Annotated in this window: 32 protein-coding genes; 10 read left to right on the top strand and 22 right to left on the bottom strand. The window is 39.6% G+C overall.

Annotation, left to right across the window (positions count from 1 at the left end):
* Positions 1 to 18: 18 nt before the first annotated feature.
* The 21 genes from OQE68_RS17075 to OQE68_RS16975 all read right to left on the bottom strand — a co-directional run bounded on the left by OQE68_RS17075 (position 19) and on the right by OQE68_RS16975 (position 9,566).
* Positions 19 to 237, bottom strand: coding sequence for an HP1 family phage holin (locus OQE68_RS17075; RefSeq protein ID WP_180571956.1), 219 nt, complete (start codon positions 235 to 237; stop codon positions 19 to 21).
* Between the two features lie 20 nt (positions 238 to 257).
* A complete protein-coding gene (locus OQE68_RS17070; protein ID WP_266195742.1) occupies positions 258 to 650 on the bottom strand; it encodes a hypothetical protein in 393 nt (130 codons plus the stop codon).
* 6 nt (positions 651 to 656) lie between these two features.
* Positions 657 to 965, bottom strand: a complete 309-nt coding sequence (locus tag OQE68_RS17065; protein ID WP_266195741.1) for an Acb2/Tad1 domain-containing protein — start codon at positions 963 to 965, stop codon at positions 657 to 659.
* 138 nt (positions 966 to 1,103) lie between these two features.
* Complete coding sequence (locus tag OQE68_RS17060; RefSeq protein ID WP_180572058.1) at positions 1,104 to 1,526, bottom strand: N-acetylmuramoyl-L-alanine amidase; 423 nt, start codon at positions 1,524 to 1,526, stop codon at positions 1,104 to 1,106.
* Between the two features lie 2 nt (positions 1,527 to 1,528).
* Complete coding sequence (locus tag OQE68_RS17055; protein ID WP_266195740.1) at positions 1,529 to 1,702, bottom strand: YodC family protein; 174 nt, start codon at positions 1,700 to 1,702, stop codon at positions 1,529 to 1,531.
* A 175-nt stretch (positions 1,703 to 1,877) separates the two neighbouring features.
* A complete protein-coding gene (locus OQE68_RS17050) occupies positions 1,878 to 2,198 on the bottom strand; it encodes a helix-turn-helix domain-containing protein (RefSeq protein WP_180571916.1) in 321 nt (106 codons plus the stop codon).
* A gap of 153 nt (positions 2,199 to 2,351) precedes the next feature.
* Positions 2,352 to 2,744: a type II toxin-antitoxin system RelE/ParE family toxin gene (locus OQE68_RS17045; RefSeq protein ID WP_180571917.1), complete on the bottom strand. Its 393-nt coding sequence runs from the start codon at positions 2,742 to 2,744 to the stop codon at positions 2,352 to 2,354.
* Between the two features lie 95 nt (positions 2,745 to 2,839).
* A complete protein-coding gene (locus tag OQE68_RS17040) occupies positions 2,840 to 3,397 on the bottom strand; it encodes a hypothetical protein (RefSeq protein ID WP_180571918.1) in 558 nt (185 codons plus the stop codon).
* A 91-nt stretch (positions 3,398 to 3,488) separates the two neighbouring features.
* Positions 3,489 to 3,665 (bottom strand): hypothetical protein, encoded by a 177-nt coding sequence (locus tag OQE68_RS17035; RefSeq protein WP_180572123.1) that lies wholly within the window; start codon positions 3,663 to 3,665, stop codon positions 3,489 to 3,491.
* Positions 3,666 to 3,682: 17 nt separating this feature from the next.
* Positions 3,683 to 3,850 carry a hypothetical protein gene (locus OQE68_RS17030; protein WP_180572122.1) on the bottom strand — a complete coding sequence of 56 codons (168 nt, stop codon included), beginning with the start codon at positions 3,848 to 3,850 and terminating at the stop codon, positions 3,683 to 3,685.
* 203 nt (positions 3,851 to 4,053) lie between these two features.
* Positions 4,054 to 4,374 carry a putative endonuclease domain-containing protein gene (locus OQE68_RS17025; RefSeq protein ID WP_266195739.1) on the bottom strand — a complete coding sequence of 107 codons (321 nt, stop codon included), beginning with the start codon at positions 4,372 to 4,374 and terminating at the stop codon, positions 4,054 to 4,056.
* Entirely contained in the window at positions 4,371 to 4,793 is a 423-nt protein-coding gene (locus OQE68_RS17020; protein WP_180572091.1) for a hypothetical protein, read from the bottom strand. Before OQE68_RS17020 ends, OQE68_RS17025 begins: the two co-directional genes overlap by 4 nt.
* Complete coding sequence (locus OQE68_RS17015) at positions 4,790 to 5,557, bottom strand: deoxynucleotide monophosphate kinase family protein (RefSeq protein WP_266195738.1); 768 nt, start codon at positions 5,555 to 5,557, stop codon at positions 4,790 to 4,792. Before OQE68_RS17015 ends, OQE68_RS17020 begins: the two co-directional genes overlap by 4 nt.
* A 2-nt stretch (positions 5,558 to 5,559) precedes the next feature.
* Complete coding sequence (locus tag OQE68_RS17010) at positions 5,560 to 5,823, bottom strand: hypothetical protein (protein WP_266195659.1); 264 nt, start codon at positions 5,821 to 5,823, stop codon at positions 5,560 to 5,562.
* A complete protein-coding gene (locus tag OQE68_RS17005) occupies positions 5,820 to 6,179 on the bottom strand; it encodes a Ref family recombination enhancement nuclease (RefSeq protein ID WP_180571817.1) in 360 nt (119 codons plus the stop codon). The genes OQE68_RS17010 and OQE68_RS17005 overlap by 4 nt, the downstream gene beginning before the upstream one ends.
* Positions 6,180 to 6,572, bottom strand: coding sequence for a hypothetical protein (locus OQE68_RS17000; protein WP_180571818.1), 393 nt, complete (start codon positions 6,570 to 6,572; stop codon positions 6,180 to 6,182).
* Positions 6,565 to 6,780 (bottom strand): hypothetical protein, encoded by a 216-nt coding sequence (locus OQE68_RS16995; protein ID WP_180571819.1) that lies wholly within the window; start codon positions 6,778 to 6,780, stop codon positions 6,565 to 6,567. Before OQE68_RS16995 ends, OQE68_RS17000 begins: the two co-directional genes overlap by 8 nt.
* Positions 6,781 to 6,807: 27 nt before the next feature.
* Complete coding sequence (locus tag OQE68_RS16990) at positions 6,808 to 7,422, bottom strand: DUF1643 domain-containing protein (RefSeq protein ID WP_266195737.1); 615 nt, start codon at positions 7,420 to 7,422, stop codon at positions 6,808 to 6,810.
* A 35-nt stretch (positions 7,423 to 7,457) separates the two neighbouring features.
* On the bottom strand, positions 7,458 to 7,838 hold the full coding sequence (locus tag OQE68_RS16985) for a hypothetical protein (RefSeq protein ID WP_180571822.1): 381 nt from the start codon (positions 7,836 to 7,838) through the stop codon (positions 7,458 to 7,460).
* Positions 7,838 to 8,575, bottom strand: coding sequence for a replication protein P (locus tag OQE68_RS16980; RefSeq protein WP_266195736.1), 738 nt, complete (start codon positions 8,573 to 8,575; stop codon positions 7,838 to 7,840). The genes OQE68_RS16985 and OQE68_RS16980 overlap by 1 nt, the downstream gene beginning before the upstream one ends.
* Before the next feature lies 1 nt (position 8,576).
* Positions 8,577 to 9,566 carry a replication protein gene (locus tag OQE68_RS16975; RefSeq protein WP_266195735.1) on the bottom strand — a complete coding sequence of 330 codons (990 nt, stop codon included), beginning with the start codon at positions 9,564 to 9,566 and terminating at the stop codon, positions 8,577 to 8,579.
* A 602-nt stretch (positions 9,567 to 10,168) separates the two neighbouring features.
* On the opposite strand from OQE68_RS16975, the gene OQE68_RS16970 reads away from it, so the two are divergent.
* Both OQE68_RS16970 and OQE68_RS16965 read left to right on the top strand, forming a co-directional pair.
* Entirely contained in the window at positions 10,169 to 10,597 is a 429-nt protein-coding gene (locus OQE68_RS16970; protein ID WP_180572112.1) for a helix-turn-helix domain-containing protein, read from the top strand.
* Between the two features lie 115 nt (positions 10,598 to 10,712).
* Positions 10,713 to 11,753, top strand: a complete 1,041-nt coding sequence (locus OQE68_RS16965; protein WP_180572032.1) for an IS481 family transposase — start codon at positions 10,713 to 10,715, stop codon at positions 11,751 to 11,753.
* A gap of 58 nt (positions 11,754 to 11,811) precedes the next feature.
* On the opposite strand, the gene OQE68_RS16960 is transcribed toward OQE68_RS16965, so the two are convergent.
* The gene (locus tag OQE68_RS16960; RefSeq protein ID WP_180571890.1) at positions 11,812 to 12,216 is read right to left on the bottom strand and encodes a helix-turn-helix domain-containing protein; all 405 of its coding nucleotides are present in this window, start codon (positions 12,214 to 12,216) and stop codon (positions 11,812 to 11,814) included.
* Between the two features lie 169 nt (positions 12,217 to 12,385).
* Here OQE68_RS16960 and OQE68_RS16955 point away from each other — a divergent pair, with 169 nt between their 5' ends.
* From OQE68_RS16955 to xisR, 8 genes are all read left to right on the top strand, one after another.
* Positions 12,386 to 12,829, top strand: coding sequence for a helix-turn-helix transcriptional regulator (locus OQE68_RS16955; RefSeq protein WP_266195734.1), 444 nt, complete (start codon positions 12,386 to 12,388; stop codon positions 12,827 to 12,829).
* Entirely contained in the window at positions 12,799 to 13,302 is a 504-nt protein-coding gene (rdgC, locus tag OQE68_RS16950) for a recombination-associated protein RdgC (RefSeq protein WP_180571431.1), read from the top strand. Before OQE68_RS16955 ends, rdgC begins: the two co-directional genes overlap by 31 nt.
* A 2-nt stretch (positions 13,303 to 13,304) precedes the next feature.
* Complete coding sequence (locus OQE68_RS16945; RefSeq protein ID WP_266195733.1) at positions 13,305 to 13,505, top strand: hypothetical protein; 201 nt, start codon at positions 13,305 to 13,307, stop codon at positions 13,503 to 13,505.
* A gap of 74 nt (positions 13,506 to 13,579) precedes the next feature.
* A complete protein-coding gene (locus OQE68_RS16940; protein WP_180571433.1) occupies positions 13,580 to 14,074 on the top strand; it encodes a hypothetical protein in 495 nt (164 codons plus the stop codon).
* Between the two features lie 29 nt (positions 14,075 to 14,103).
* Positions 14,104 to 14,334, top strand: a complete 231-nt coding sequence (locus OQE68_RS16935) for a hypothetical protein (RefSeq protein ID WP_180571434.1) — start codon at positions 14,104 to 14,106, stop codon at positions 14,332 to 14,334.
* Between the two features lie 5 nt (positions 14,335 to 14,339).
* Complete coding sequence (locus OQE68_RS16930; protein ID WP_180571435.1) at positions 14,340 to 14,726, top strand: hypothetical protein; 387 nt, start codon at positions 14,340 to 14,342, stop codon at positions 14,724 to 14,726.
* 2 nt (positions 14,727 to 14,728) lie between these two features.
* Positions 14,729 to 15,070, top strand: a complete 342-nt coding sequence (locus tag OQE68_RS16925) for a hypothetical protein (protein WP_180571436.1) — start codon at positions 14,729 to 14,731, stop codon at positions 15,068 to 15,070.
* A gap of 10 nt (positions 15,071 to 15,080) precedes the next feature.
* Positions 15,081 to 15,467: an excisionase family protein gene (gene xisR, locus OQE68_RS16920; RefSeq protein WP_219340233.1), complete on the top strand. Its 387-nt coding sequence runs from the start codon at positions 15,081 to 15,083 to the stop codon at positions 15,465 to 15,467.
* Positions 15,468 to 15,469: the final 2 nt, after the last annotated feature.

Below are 15,469 nucleotides of genomic sequence, written 5' to 3'. Positions count from 1 at the left end.
AAGGTTGGGATTAACTATTTACTCTTTTTCAGGAGGTTTACCGCCATACATTTCTCGATAAAATAATTCTGTCTCGCGCTTATCTTGTTTGTGCTTATACACCCAGTTAACCACAACGGTAATCGTGGTAAGAATAATACCGATAATGACACCCCAGTCTTTGAGAGTTAGACCAGCAATCACAGTGACTACACTGGCGACATAAGGGGCGTTTGATATGATTTTTTCAGTTACCATCAGGCTAACCGTGTTGTCAGTTATTTACCAAATTTATTCGTTAAATACTGAACTAACACACTACGCAGTATTCGTCTAAATCCAAAGGTATCAATAAAAACGAGGGCTAAGGCGTATAAATACCATTCAGGTACGCTGGCTTTTAATGCGCCAAAGCCGTCCTGAATATAAATACTCATGCCAGGTATAAAGCAAACAACTAGAGGTAAAACAGTAATAATCAGCAAAAAGTCATCTTTCCAGCCTCGCGACTGAATACTAATTGAATCCAGTTCTGAGGCACTGATATTGCCTTGCTGAATTTCGTCTAGTTGCTTTTTGTGGATGGCTTGCTTGAGTTCGGCTTTGTGTTGTTTGTTGGTTAAATAGGATTGAAATAAACTACTAACGGCTGTGACGATAGTGGCTATCATGTTTAGTTAAACTTCGTGAGTTCCTTCAACACCGCGCTTTTCACGGTCCGCAGTGCGTAAGTTTAATACAGCAATAGCTGACTCTAAGTGCTTTATTGCTTCAGCATTATAGTCACAACAAAACTTTGATTCTTGATAAAACTCTAAGCGATCTTTGGCAGCATTTATAATATCTTCTACAAAAGCACCATTTGGCGGCAACCTTTCACCATTAGCATCCAAAGGACCATTTTGCCAACTAATAGCAAAGCCTCTACCAGAAGTAGTTCCACCAGCAGGGTTGCCATTGCTATCAATAAAGTGTGTTTTATTCATGTGATTCCTTATTAGTGTTTCTGTTTTCTTTTTAAGTAATCCTGAAAGTACTTTTGACGCTGGTTTTGAGCGTAAATTAATAGCCCGAGAGCAGGCAGTACAATGGTAATAAAAGCAGCTGAAAGAATAATGAAAAAGTTAGTTACTATATCCATTCTGACTGTAGCTCCTTATGTCTTTAACTATGCTCCACCAGTCTTGCACATCAAAGTTAGGGCAGGTTTTACCAGGGTCTAAATCACAATGACCAACTATTTCAGCTTCAGGGTATTTTAATAGCCAGTCGTCAATGACTTTTTCCAGGCTAACTAACTGACCGGAAGTAATGCAATCACGGCCAATTAAGCAAACGCCCAGGCTACAATGATTATGGCCTTTAACATGTGCACCCGGCCAGAACTCAGGGCGTCCATTTTCAACTGTACCATCACGCTTAATGACTTTGTGATAACCGATGCCATCCCACCCCCGTTCTTTATGCCAGCGATGGATATCCTCAGCTGATATATCCCTATCGTCGGGTGTATCAGAACAATGCACAACGAGTTTAGTGATTTTCATGGTTAAAAAGAATTAACTTGCTCTAAAGCAGATTTTGGGAATACAGCTTTATGTGGAGTAGCACCATCAAACCAACGGCATTCGACAGTTAAAGCGTTTACATTAATAACGGTCATCACCGGTCCGCCCGACTTTAATCTGACAAGCGAGCCAGTAAACAGGTTAGTAGTGTCCATAGTAATTTCTATTAGGGGAGTGGTTTTCTGCAGGCATAAAAAAAGCCCCATCAGATGATGAGGCTTTTTCCCAAAACTTTCTATACTTGAATGTATTTTAGTTTAGGCACAGAAATACATTCTGAATTTAATATATAACTATGTTTCTACCATGTCAATAAAGATAAGCAAAAAATTATGCTGCTTGTGATTTTATATTTTCGCTTTCTATACTAACTTTTCCATTTTCGTAACTAAAGTCAAAGCGCCAACCAAGCTTAAAGAGAAGGAACATTAGTTTTTCGACAGTGTAAACAGATATTTTTCCGTTAATAATATCACTTACTCGTGGTTGAGTAATTCCTAAAACTTCTGCAGCATCAGTTTGTGTCAATCCTTGCTCAACAATTAATTTACGTAAAACGACAAGTAACTGTGCCCTCATGTGCTTATCAACTGCTTCTTCTTCTGTCTTAGAAGATGAGAGGTAAGGGTTTCGAACTGTTACAAATTCCATATGATGATCCTCATCGATATTACTAGCATCCAGCTAGTTAAACAATCAAACTACAAACTAGTAGTTAATCTGCTTACTATTAAGCATACATAATATGCAGAATTATGCATAGCCTTGTTTTATATTAGAATGGCTAGGCTTAATAGCTATTCACTATAGAGACTTACGGTGCTGCTCAAGGTTTTTGTAACGTTGATGGGCGGTGTTGTATTCTTTCGGACTCACCCCCTCAGTTTTCTTTTTGAAGAAATGTAAAACATAAATCGCTTCCTTGTGCACAGAGACATAAATAATTCTGTATGAATCCTGACTCTTTATCGTAAACTGCCTTGCATGTTTACCAATTGTCTCCTTCATATTCTTATGTACTACAGGAGGGTATTTGCTATCATCTTCTGGGTCATTATAAGTGTGGTACTCAAAAGAAGAAGGCTGCCCTTCTTGTAGTGCCACTAGCTCAAAGTTTATTCTGTCTCTTACATCTTCAGGGCTTTGATCAATTTCTTTTTGAATTTTTCTTCCTAAGTATATTATGGGCTTACTCATCACCAATTCCCTTTGGTTATGAAGTTGTAATATTTTTCTTAGCTCCTCAATTTAGGTAAGTGAAGTTGATGTATTTTTCCTTGTAAAGAACTTAGCTAAATATGGTTAATAAGATGAAAAATTACACTAGCATGCCATACATGAATTTGTTTAAGGCAGTGGCTGTATCTCTCATACCACCTTTCATTCCATGCTTGATGGTTGATATTACAGAACTTTGCTTGTTTAAGTTTAGATAAAGCTTTTTTACCGTTAGTACAATTACATTTTCGAATCAGTTTTGAATGACTGAAAATGCCAGTTCCGTTACAGGATTTACAAATGTTTTCGTCAACGATTTCGTTAATCATTAACCGGGCGAATTGCTTAAAGAACATTAAGGAACGCTTTTTCTCCTTTGGCCATGGTTCGCGCCAACCTTCCTTCACCCCCACACCTATTACATATTCCTGCACCAACCTATCCAACTCATGCAGTACAGTTTTATCTTCAGCATACTTTAACAGCCCTAATAAGTACGCCTCTCGTGGTAAGCTGCCCATACCTAAAGCACCAGCCACATCTTCAGCGGTTAATTGGGGAGTACCACCAGGTACACCTTCGTAATTGATACTGCCATGGGCTAATAATGCCATTACGTTTGCATTTACCATACTTCACTCCTTCAAGGGTTTATTCGTTCTTACTAATACGGTCTTAGCCTCTCTAGCACGATAAGTAGGAGGCTTTTATTGTTGTATTTGGTTACCAATCTAGCTTTTTGGCTTTTTCTAATAATGCTTTAAATGCTTCTTGATACTTCGGGTCTTCAAGTAGTGAACCATTCTTATTAATTGGCTCTGATGGAATAAAGCTATTGTCTTCTTGCTGTTGTCTGGGTTGTAGTTTTCTGGGGTTATTGAAAGGGATTATTTTTGCCATGCCATCCTCGTGAGTTATTACCAGCCCAGTTTTTTTGCGTCTTCTAATATGCTTTTTACTGCCTCCTTATATTTCGGGTTGGTGAAGGGTGAGCCGTCTTTAGTGATGTATATGTTGCTATCACGGCTCTGACATTTTTGTCTTGGTTGCTGCTTGGGTTTGTTAAAGGGAATTATCTTTACCATGCTGTCTCCTTTAAATCTGGTCTCACCCCCTCTAGCACGCCTACTAGCGGCAAATGAGTATATTGAGCTTGTCGTATTTCTTGTCTTTAAATTCAGTCTTAGCTGCTCTAACTCAAGTATTAGCGGCCTTTTTCTGTGTCCTGTCGTGTCCTCTATTTGTCGTGTGTATGTCCTCCTAATCGGTCTCAGGCTGTCTAGCACGCCTAGTAGCAACTAGCAGACAACAGCTTTTGTATCAGTTCTACCGCTCGGCCACTGTGGATTAGCTCACTGTTGCAACGGTATATGTTCCAGCCCAGGTCCATTGCTTCGTGGTATTTCTCCATGTCGTTGGCAAAGCCCTGGCCTCGGTTGTGCCTTCCGTTTACCCATCCTCCGCCTTCTACCTCTACTGCTAACTTTTTATCAGGCCAGGCGAAGTCAAAGCGCCATCTTCTTTTGGGATGGAATTTATATTCAGTCTTTGGTGCTGGTAGCTTTAGGGCTTTGATATGTAGTTCTAAAGTAGCTTCGAGCTTGCTCATTTTCTTGGTTGTAGTGATGCTTTTTCTCCGGGATCATTGGCAACAACTGCAGGATCAACAGTACACCTGCTGTCGGATTCGCTAGGTCTATTCGCGTTCTCACCCCCAATATCTTTACTGTCAGGTAGTTGCCAGTTATCCAGATTAAAATAGGTTGTGCAAAGGGCATCAGATTTTGGGTTTGAATTGACGTACCGCTTGAACTCATCCAATAGCAAAAAGGCGAATTCAACTGAGCAGTTTTCAGGTATTATTTCTCGGTATTGATCTATTTCCAGCCCTAAATCACAAGCGCCACAATCAAGTAGGTCACATACACCATCTGCAAATAGACCAAGTAATTGATTGGCTTTATGTAGCTGTACTACTGTTTTAGCAATAGTTTCTTCTAAGGCTGCTTCTACGTTAGTTGTTGTCATTGGTTTACCTTTCCGTTGAATATTTCATTTAATAGGGATACTGCCTCATTAATCGCTTTTCTTTTTTGGGGAAGTTCAGCACTAATTTTTTCCACAATATTGAAATGAATGTCTTCTGCTTGCTCTTGTAGTCCTTCTAGGGAATCGTTGAGTACGCTAAAGTCAATAAGCTTTTTATCAATGCCTTGTTCGGTTATGTGGTTTTCGACTTTTGGGGTGTTGTTTCTGACTACTTCTATGATTACACCCCCACGGTTTTTAATGTATTCAGCTTCGCGGTTTAGTCTTACGTCGGTGATTATGGTGTTTTGCGTTTGGTTTAATGGCTTTAACCAGAAGTCTTGGTCGAAGTGGCGACAGACTTCAGTGCCGAATAACTGGTAGGCTTTTCTTGGAGAAACTTGGTAAATTACAGAGTCGTAATGCAATCCCTCTTTGATGCTTCTCCTTTCTTGTTCATCTACTTCGTAGGCACCGAATGCATTGATGAAGTGTAAAACCATATCCCTAAGCTTCATATCTATATTGAGTGCTTTAAGAATTGGTTCTAAAAAATCTTCTAGCACCAGAAAATGAATAGGCAGGCTTAGTATTTCCAGCTCTTTTAATGGCTCGGTATTTAACCCTTTCCAGAATAAATCATTAATAAACTGTTTTATTGGATCAGCTATAGCGTATTTGTTGTACTCGGGCAGTTGTTCTTGCAGGTAGTTAGCAAAGGTGTCTTTGCCTGCTCGGGCTTTGCCGGTTATTCCTATTAGCATCTCTACACCTCATATCCGTGTAATTGGCTTAGTCTTAAATACACTTGGTACATCACGTCATCGCGGTATTCATAGTTGAATGGGCTGTCATTAGCGTGCCATTCGACTATGCCATCTAGGCTGTACGTATTACCTTGTCCGTCTTCCCATACCCATTGGCCAGGCTTTACGTTTATTGCAGTTTGGCTGACGGTGGGTCTGGCTAACTGTTTGAACATTGAGCCGGGGAATACTTGCTTGATGAGTTGTTTGTTGATTTCTATCATTTTGTTTCCCTTATCCAAGTTTTAAGTTCTTCTGGTAAGCGATAGTTATGTCTAGCAAGTAGGTGTAAGCATTCGATGTACAGCTGGTGTTGGGTGCCGTAGCGTTTTTCAAATCGTGCCTTGTATGGGTGGATTGCCCAGCCTTTTAATTGCTTGTTTCCAGTTCCATCCTGGTGGTGGCCAGCGCATAGGGGTAATACGTACCAATGGGCATGGCTTTTTGTTCTGCCGTCTATGTGGTGGATTGATACCCAGTTGTTGTGGCTGCCTGCTTTTCTACAAGCAATGCAGCCGACGTGTTCCGCCAGGGCATCATGAAATTGTTTTTGTGGTTTGGTTACGCTACGGCCTAGCATTTAAAATACCTGCCTGTTATTTACGTCAGCGTGGTGTCTTAGGCGGCCTTCGTGTTGAATAATGGCGTTTAATGCTTCGTGACCACCTTTTACTCTTTTATGGTTTTTCTCGCTTAGCTTGGCTAAAAAACTAAGTGATTTTTTTAGTTCATAGACAGCTTTTGAAAAACTGGTATCAGCTAATTTATTCCAGCTTGATATTTGTTCTTTTAACAAGGTAATTTCGTCACATACTTCTGAGGTTTCTAACAGTTGACCTACTACCTTGGTACCGCATGCATAGGTAATTGCCATAACGCCTGTATGAACACTGGCAATTTCATTGTGTATTTTTCTCATACCGCAGTTAATGCATTTGTCTTCTTTTGGTGATTCTATTGTGTTGTTATTCATGCAATTCACCTACCTTGGTAAAAAAGTGTGTGGTTTTAGCTGCCATATCGCACTTTGGGTCACCATAAAAATAAACTGTGGTTTTCTTTTTATTTGAGTTGACTAAGGTGCAAGGCGCCATATTGTCTTCTTTAAAGCGATGACCAATCTTATATAAAACCTGATCTCCCGCTTTAGCATTTGAAATAGGTTTATATTGCAGTTTCATACAGTTCTCAGCTTTTGTTGTATGTCGTTAGAGGTGAACTTCATTAAACTCAACTAATGGCTGATCAGCTTTTACATATAACGGGTGACGTGGTGCTCCTGTTTTGGTAGCACCTAAACACCAGAGCCTGATATCTGCGTTGGTCATCATTTTTATAAATTGATTAACACGCTCCGGTTTAGCATTTGCACCCCAGGCACAAACTACTTCAGTGTGTTCAACAGCTAATTTTTTAAGCCAATAATCATTGTCACTGCCCACAGGGTCAGTGTGTTGCCACAAGTGCTTAGGGCTTGTGGAGCGAAGCGCATATAGGTTTGCAACGGTTAAGCCTTTAAAATTCCATTTCTTTGCAAAACCTTTACATCTTCTTATTGTTGGGTCGTCAACCTCAGCATCTGCAGTGGATGGGTTAAGCATGACAAATAAAACAGATGACTTTTCTGGATGAACTGTGTCGCATGTTCTTGTTAGCCAGTATCGATATTGCTGACAATCACTGATTAATGCTCCCATTAGCTTATCTCCCTGTACGCTTAATGATTTATTTGTAAAGACGTCGTTAGCGGTGAACTTCTTTAATTGGCTAGGGTCATACTGATTGCACGGTAGCCCCCGTGTGCATTGCTTCGTTTTACTCACTACCCCTAAACAGCGTTGACGAAGCAGTGCTTTTTTTAATAAAACTTCCTGGTTACATGACGAATTCTGTCGTAGACCTCAAAAGCAAATAATCTTTCTGGGCCTACATCACAAGCAACTGCGTAAGCATGAGCAGCTTTTTCAGTTTCATTACGAAGACGGTGAAATATACTTTTGAGCTTTTGTACTTCTGATTTGGCTGTCTCTCTGGCTTCAATTAGCGACCATACAATTTCGTATTCAGGCCAGTCGCTTTCAACAACTACACACTCTAAGTCTTGCTTGCCATGTTGCTGGCGGAATTGATCGGCTTTTACTCCAATACTTAGAAGCTTTGCGTGATCATCTCTACTTAAATGCTGAATGTCAGATAATTTCAGTACGTAGTATCGTTTTTCGCGTTTAAAGTCAGCCATTATTGAACTCCTCTGTTTAACATTCCTTTGATAGCAGCCATCGCATCAGTTTTATTACTTAAATGGCTTAAGCCTGCTTGTTGTATTTGCTGTTGTTGCTGTTCATCGTGGTAAGCTTTGTTACGTTCAGCAAGGGTTTGTTGTACTTGGCCAGGTAGGGCTTTGGGTATATCGCTGATGGGCTCACCCTTCAGTATTTTTTTAGTGATAATGTCGTAGTTTCTGGTGAATACCGGCAGTATGTGTTTTTCTGCCATTGACTTTAATTCAAAGAAACCGGTTTGCTTTGCTGCTTCGTATACGGCTTGGTGAGACCATTTGGCTTTGCTTGGGGTTAATTCATGGGCGTGTTTGCAAGCTTCGTGATACGCGGTTGCAGGCTCAGGCAGTCCCAAGTCTTCAAGTTGAGGTGTACACCACTTGATGAATGTGCCAGGGTCAGGAAAATATTTATCATCAATTGATCTGGCTTTATCAAAACCCAGGCGTAGCTGTTCAAAACTTAAAATACCGTTTTTGATGAATGCCTTGGTCCACTCTTTTTTGGCCATGGCCTCTGCTCGCCCGTCTGGTAACGATAGTTTCCAAGCAGGTCTGATCGCTTGCAGTTGTTCAAACACTCGGTTAATAATTTTCTCAGTTTGTTGTTGGTTGAGTGCTTGATTTTGGTTATTGTGAATATCTTGCTGACCTGGATTAAAACTTAATTTTGATACGATTTGAGTTGCTTGTTCCATGCTAAAAATCCCCTAAATCACCTGACCAGCCTTCGCTTGGCTGCATGTTTTCGCACTGCTTCTGGATTTGTTTTACTTGCTGCTCGGTTTTTTGATCCAAAGCCTGATTTAACTCTTGTCGCCTACGCTGTTTGGTTTGATAAATGGGCCACTGTGATTTAACACTCTGAAAAAACTTGGCTTGCCAGGATGGATGATGTTCACCAGAGTCAATCCAGTACAGCCTGAATTCATCAAGGCTTTGCTTTGCAAACTCTGGTGGAATCCCTGCTCGAATGAGCATGCCGGTTATTATTTTCCAGTCCGGTTCCCAATCGGGTGTCATTGGAGTGCCAGAATTTTTTCTTGTTGCCGGTGGTTTTTGATTAAACACTGGATGATCGGATGATGAATTCATTTTGCACGACCCCGAGCTACTACTCGTAGTAGTTATATTGTTTTTTGTATTAGTGTCTTTTGTGGTGACCGTTTTCGGTTTGTTTTGAAACCGTTTTCGGTCACTAGACAAACCGTTTTCGGTTTCTTTTGTGACCGTTTTTGGTTTGTTTTCCTCTTCTGGTAGTGACCGTTTTCGGTTTGTTTTGGAACCGTTTTCGGTCACTTTTGGTTTTCTTGATACCCATTCATGAAGAGATAAATTAGGGCCAATTTGTTTGCCTTGTTGGACAATTATTTTGCGCTCTTTTAGCTCACGGATATCGCTGTGAATATGAGTAATACTGCCTTTGTAATGTATGGCTTCTTTAATTTGCTCAGCAGCAACCCAGTCTAGCTCTTTGTGAAAGCCTATCGTTTTACGAATAATCACAAGCAAAACTCTATTCTGGCGTCGTGTAATGTCCGCTGTATAAAGCTGCTCGTACAACGAGTTGTCTATTGAAATAAATCCTTTTACTTTTTTTGGTGGCTCTGACTGTTGAGACTCTAATTTTTCAGTGTCTTTTGTGCCTGGAAAGGTAATAATTTTGCTTTCTTCGGCATTTACATGCATAATATCTACATCCTTTGGTTGTTAAAAAAACTGCTTCGCTTTGACCGGTAAAGCAGTTTTTTTATGCCCGAAATAAACCTTTGCTAAACTACTGCTAGAAAATTCAGCACGTAAAAATACCCTGCCAGCAAAAACCAATTAATTGCTAGCTACTAAATTAGGATTTAATAAATTTTATTGAGCCTAAGCCCAGTTAATTAATTACGGCTAAATTACCCAGATTGAGATTTTGGATAGATACACTGTGGATTCATTTTCACTACTTCCATATCAGCTCTCCTTTTGTATTAGATACTGTACACTCGTACAGCAACACAAAGTCTAATGACAAAACTGCATGGTTTAGGTATATTTTCCCCATACAACAAGGCGTTAGGATTGAGTGCTTTTACTCCTTTTGCCCTCATTCCAGGCTGCATGTCATAAGGCATCACCCCCCTAGTGCTTTGTTGATTCGGGTTTATTAGTTGGCCGGGACTCCTTTGGAGTTCCGGTCTTTTATTGTCGTATTTTTATGCATTCATGACATAATGTCATATATTTAAAATACGTTAGTCAGGTTAGCAGCCTAATAATTACAAAGCAAGACTTTAATGTAAGATATGAGTGAACTCTGGGAAAGAATACGAGCGGCAAGAGCCAGTGCCAGCTTGACTCAAGAAGAGATGGCAGAAAAGCTAGGCGTTGCTCGACCTACTATAGGCGTATGGGAAACACCAGACCCAAGTAAGCGTTCAAAACCTAGAGAAAAAATGTTAAGAAGAATAGCTGAAGTCACTGGTGCACCCTATAAGTGGCTAGTTTCAGACAACTCAGAAATTGACCCAGAGTTTATTCTTCAAAACCCTGACCTGCAAAGTAAAAATTTAGAACATCGACTTAAAACTCAAAGACAAAGCAATAGAAAGGACCTAGAAAGAGCCTTACTTGAACTCCACACTATGGTGATTGAAGATACTATCAGTTACGATGATGCTGAAGTCATTATTGCATTAGTTAGTGCAATTAAGGGTAGAGTGCACAAGCAGTAACCTACTTTGAATTAGTCTCGACCTAATCTGACATTTACTTCTTGCATAAGAGAGAGTTACCCGCTTTTCTTAAAGGCATCATCATCTTTAAATCAAAGCACAAAGGTAACTCTCAATGATCCATACTAGCAACCCCATCATTAAACACAAAGTTGGTTTATTAAATCTTGCAGAAGAGCTTGGTAACGTTTCTAGAGCCTGTAAAATTATGGGTGTATCGCGTGATACGTTTTATCGTTATCAAGAGCTTGCTGAGGAAGGAGGGGTAGAAGCGCTTGCTAACCAAAGCAGAAGAACACCGAACCTCAAGAACCGTGTTGATGATTCCACTGAGAATGCAGTTGTTGCACATGCTGTTGAGTACCCTGCTCATGGGCAAGCAAGAACAAGTAATGAGCTTAGAAAACAAGGTGTATTCGTTTCAGGAAGTGGTGTTCGATCTATTTGGCTAAGGCATAATCTAGAAAATTTTAAAAAGCGATTAAAAGCCTTGGAAGAGAAGGTGGCGCGTGAAGGTATCATTCTTTCGGAGTCGCAAGTCATTGCTCTTGAAAGAAAAAAACAGGATGACGAAGCCTGTGGTGAAATAGAAACCATGCATCCTGGTTACCTTGGCTCTCAAGATACGTATTATGTCGGCAATTTAAAAGGCGTAGGACGTATTTATCAGCAAACGTTTATTGATACTTACAGTAAAGTGGCTTTTGCTAAGCTCTATACCACTAAGACAGCGATCACTGCTGCTGATATGTTAAATGACAGAGTATTACCCTTCTTTGAGGAGCAGCAATTACCGATGTTACGAATATTAACCGATAGGGGGACAGAGTACTGTGGGCGTGTTGAAGACCATGATTATCAGCTCTATCTGGCAGTAAGCGATATTGATCACACTAAGACAAAAGCGAGGTCACCACAAACCAATGGTATTTGTGAGCGATTCCATAAAACGATTTTAACTGAGTTTTATCAAGTTGTTTTTAGGAAAAAGCTCTACACGACTCTTGATGAACTGCAAAAAGATTTAGACGATTGGACAAATTACTATAATATTAAACGAACCCATCAAGGTAAAAAATGCTGTGGACGAACTCCAATGCAAACATTACTGGATGGTAAGTCGGTTTGGGCGGAAAAGAATTTGGCTCAAATCTAAACTGACAGATGCCTGTAGAAAAGTGGGTAACTGTACGATCAGGTCTGAGCCACTACACCTACTTGTTACCCAGGACTCTTGCTAAAACGACAATTGCACTTATTTCATCAGAATTGAGTTCATCATTCACAACCATTGCATATAGATCTTGCACTGCCTTTTTAGCCTTTTCTTTCTGCTCTTGACGCAAGCTTAATACTTCCTTTTCTAACTCACTCTCTATATCCAAGTAGCGATTATCATGTACTTGTTCAGATCTTGACTTTAACCAATTTAAAGAAACGCCTGTTGCTTGACTGATTTTGTGTAAGTTTGCTTTTCTTGGCTTTAACCTCTTGGTTGGATCTTTCGATTCCCACTGGCATACAGTAGCCCTATTAACACCACACATTTCAGCCAGCTCTTCTTGAGTTAGCTCAGCCCTAACTCTAGCCTCTTTGATCTTTTCAAATAAGTTAATCATTACTCGCTTGCCCAAGGTATTAGGAAAAATATTCTAACATCACCTCAAATCCTATTGTAACAGCAACTTATAGCTCCCCACACTAAAACCTTTCATATTTCCATATTATAATCTTGCAATTTTCCATATTTATATATATCTTGATAGTTAGCTTCTTGAGGACATTGCTATGGACGGCAACACTATCACAGACGGAACTTGGAATGCTCACTTAGAAAATCCGTATCTAGCTCCACGCGAAACATTGTACTGCTTAGGGCTTCTATCCGGTAAGACTGATAAGACAATTGCTCGTGATCATGATATTGAACCTCAGTCAGTGAGCAGCAGAATAAAAAACGTACATTACAAGCTTAAAACTGCTAATCGAGCGCACCTGGTAGCCGAGTTAATACGGCTAAAAATCGTCACACTTAATGTTTCACCGATGGTGATGATGTTATTGGCTGTATTTGTTGTGAATAGCGTGCCTTTGCTAGTGAATGATAACCCTGATAAACCCCGGCAAGTCCGCATAGTACAACGGACTGGAAGACGGCCAGAGTATTTGCCGTTAGATAATAATATAAAAGGAGACGAGCTATGTATGAAGACGCAACTGTATATCAGTTAAAAACCAATGCTGATTATGTCGTAGAAATGTTATTAGGTGGGTTTGGAGAAGCTGCGTTTAAACCCTGTGGTAAATATGAAGAATTAAGCTACGGATTTGTACCAGTTAAAAAAGGCGATTATTTAATTACTCGTAAGAAGCAAGCATTGTTCAGAGTTAAATTAGAGAAAAAAATATTATCACCTGCTGTTTTAAGGAAGCATGTGGTTGAAGCAGTTGAAGATCATAAAGACCTGACTGGCGAACGGCTGTCAAAGCAGCAAGTTGAAGACTTGAAGCAGGAAATTAGAACCGGGCTACTTCCTCGGACACCAACGATAACTACAGTGGTTGAAGCGTACATTGATACTGAACGAGGCTGTTTAGTAGTTAACAATCATGATAAAGATGCCAATAAGATTTTGATACAGTTATTTATGCAAGCGCTGGGTAGTAGTTCAAGAGCTATTACGTTAGATACGGTGGCGGCATGACTATGGCTACCCGATTACCTCAGAACGAAATAATTAATAATCAGCAACTAAGGAGAAGAAAAACAGAAGCCGATTTGATGTGGGATAAAATAACAGAGGAGTATCAAACTAAATTAGCAGTCCATAATAGTTTACGTTGTCGTATGAGATACTTACTTGATAAAACTCTACATAAGTTATTTGTAGAACCAGCAACTTTTTAAGCTAATTAATAAATATTTTCTAATGCTCAATTTTGAGTCACGGCATCTTATTGCCTGGAGAAAGGAGATAATTAATGAATACCCAAACCATCATCAATCAACTTAAAGAGAAGGCTAGAGGTAGCTGGGAAGGAGAAGTCGGAGAAGACAGAGCAGTTAAACTTGAGTCCTTTTTGAATAAAATGCTTACCGAGTACTCAGAAAAACTTGGCTACTCCAAGTACGAAATTATCTCTGCTACCGAAAAGACCAGAAATTATTCAGCCATTAACTATTATCAAGAGGCAAACTTTCCCAGTCTAGAGGGTGTTGATGTATATGAAACACTAGAGGACTTGAAAGCTGCAATAAAAACAGTCGCTTTCAAGTGTCCCGCATGCAATGGTATTTCAACTAATCCTTATGAGTGTAATTCTGGTGTGAAGTCAAAAGAAGGGGAAGTATGTGATTGGAAGTCTTATGGTTTGTTTAGAACATTAGGGGAAGGCTACCGATTTACTATCAAAGAAAGCTTTTTAGAAAAACCAAGAATTGACGAAATATTTATGCCAATTGACCTCATTAAGTAGCTAATACTATCTATCATGGAGAAATTGACATGGAAATCAACCAAATGGAGCTAACCAAAAAGAATCTGAAATTATACGAAAAAGCAAAGCAATATATTGAGTATTACACTCTAGCCAAAAATAAAAAACCGACGCAGCTGCATATTACTAAAGAACAGTTAGAAGCCTTTAAAACAAACTTAATTAAATATAATTGCAAGCCGCCGTATACTATTAATGGTGTGCGGCTTATACCCTTAAACCAAGGAAGAAGCCAATAACAACCATGATCAATAACGAACTAGACCTACAACCATGGAAACCGCGAACCAGGGTATTTAACTATCGTCGTATTGGTGCTGATAAGAAGGAAAAAAGAGTCACTGAGTTTATTCTTGATCAATCGGCAGGCATTGCTAACCAAGCAATCATTAAAATGGCTACTTCAAATAAATTTGATGTTGAAAAATTGAGTGATGAAAATCGAAAGCTAGTTAATAAAATTTACCAATATATTGAAGTTTTTGAGGCGAATAAAGGTCGTAAGCCTCACTTTATTTGGCTTACGTACGATCAAATAAGAAGAATTAAAAGTGATTGCAAAAAAGCAGGAATGCCACCCCCTAAAAATTTTCGCGGAGTAATGTACACGCACTACTTAGGAGCTGTTTAACTATGTTGACTGTAACACGACGAGTCGGTGAGTCGATAAAGATCGGTGACTATCGACTTATATTGAGAGCGAGGACAGTAGGTGGTGTTACGCTCACCACTATTCACCGTGGGCATATTAGTATCAAAGAGGTTGAGTTTGGACACCCCCTTAAACTTGATCATGAAATCACTGTTTACCCTTACCCTCCTAACAAGGAGGGAATATCGAAACTTTTTCGCCAAGCAAAAATAAGCGTGAGTGCACCAGAGCATATAAAGATAGTCCGTGATGAGACAGAAACTGGCTTTTGTAGGAGGAATAGTAATATTTCAAGACAGTCGTTCATCGGGGTAATGAGTTAAGGAGGGTACCGTGCTTAAGTGGATAAGAGCTACCAAATATCGGCAATTATTCAACATAAGCGTTAATGAGTTTAATCAACGTAGAAGCAAAGGAGAATGGTTAGCAGAACGGGAATATCGGAAAGCTGCAGATGGTAATTTTTGGGTAAACCTTGCCTACCTTTATGAGTTTACTGACCACAAAATACAGGGGCTAGATCAAGATATGTTACAGTGGGTTAAGCTAAACAAATATTATGACTTATCTGGTGATACTGCTAATGCCTTCTATCACAAAAAGAGTAAAGGCATTTGGAAAGAAGGTTGCGAATATCGCAAAGCTGCTGATGGCGTTATTTGGATAAACCTTAAAGAAGTCAATAATTTTGCAGCTAAAAGTATTTACAAATATAGATAATT

Source organism: Spartinivicinus marinus, from assembly GCF_026309355.1.
Lineage (GTDB): Bacteria > Pseudomonadota > Gammaproteobacteria > Pseudomonadales > Zooshikellaceae > Spartinivicinus > Spartinivicinus marinus.
This window is presented reverse-complemented; position numbering and strand designations above follow the sequence as displayed.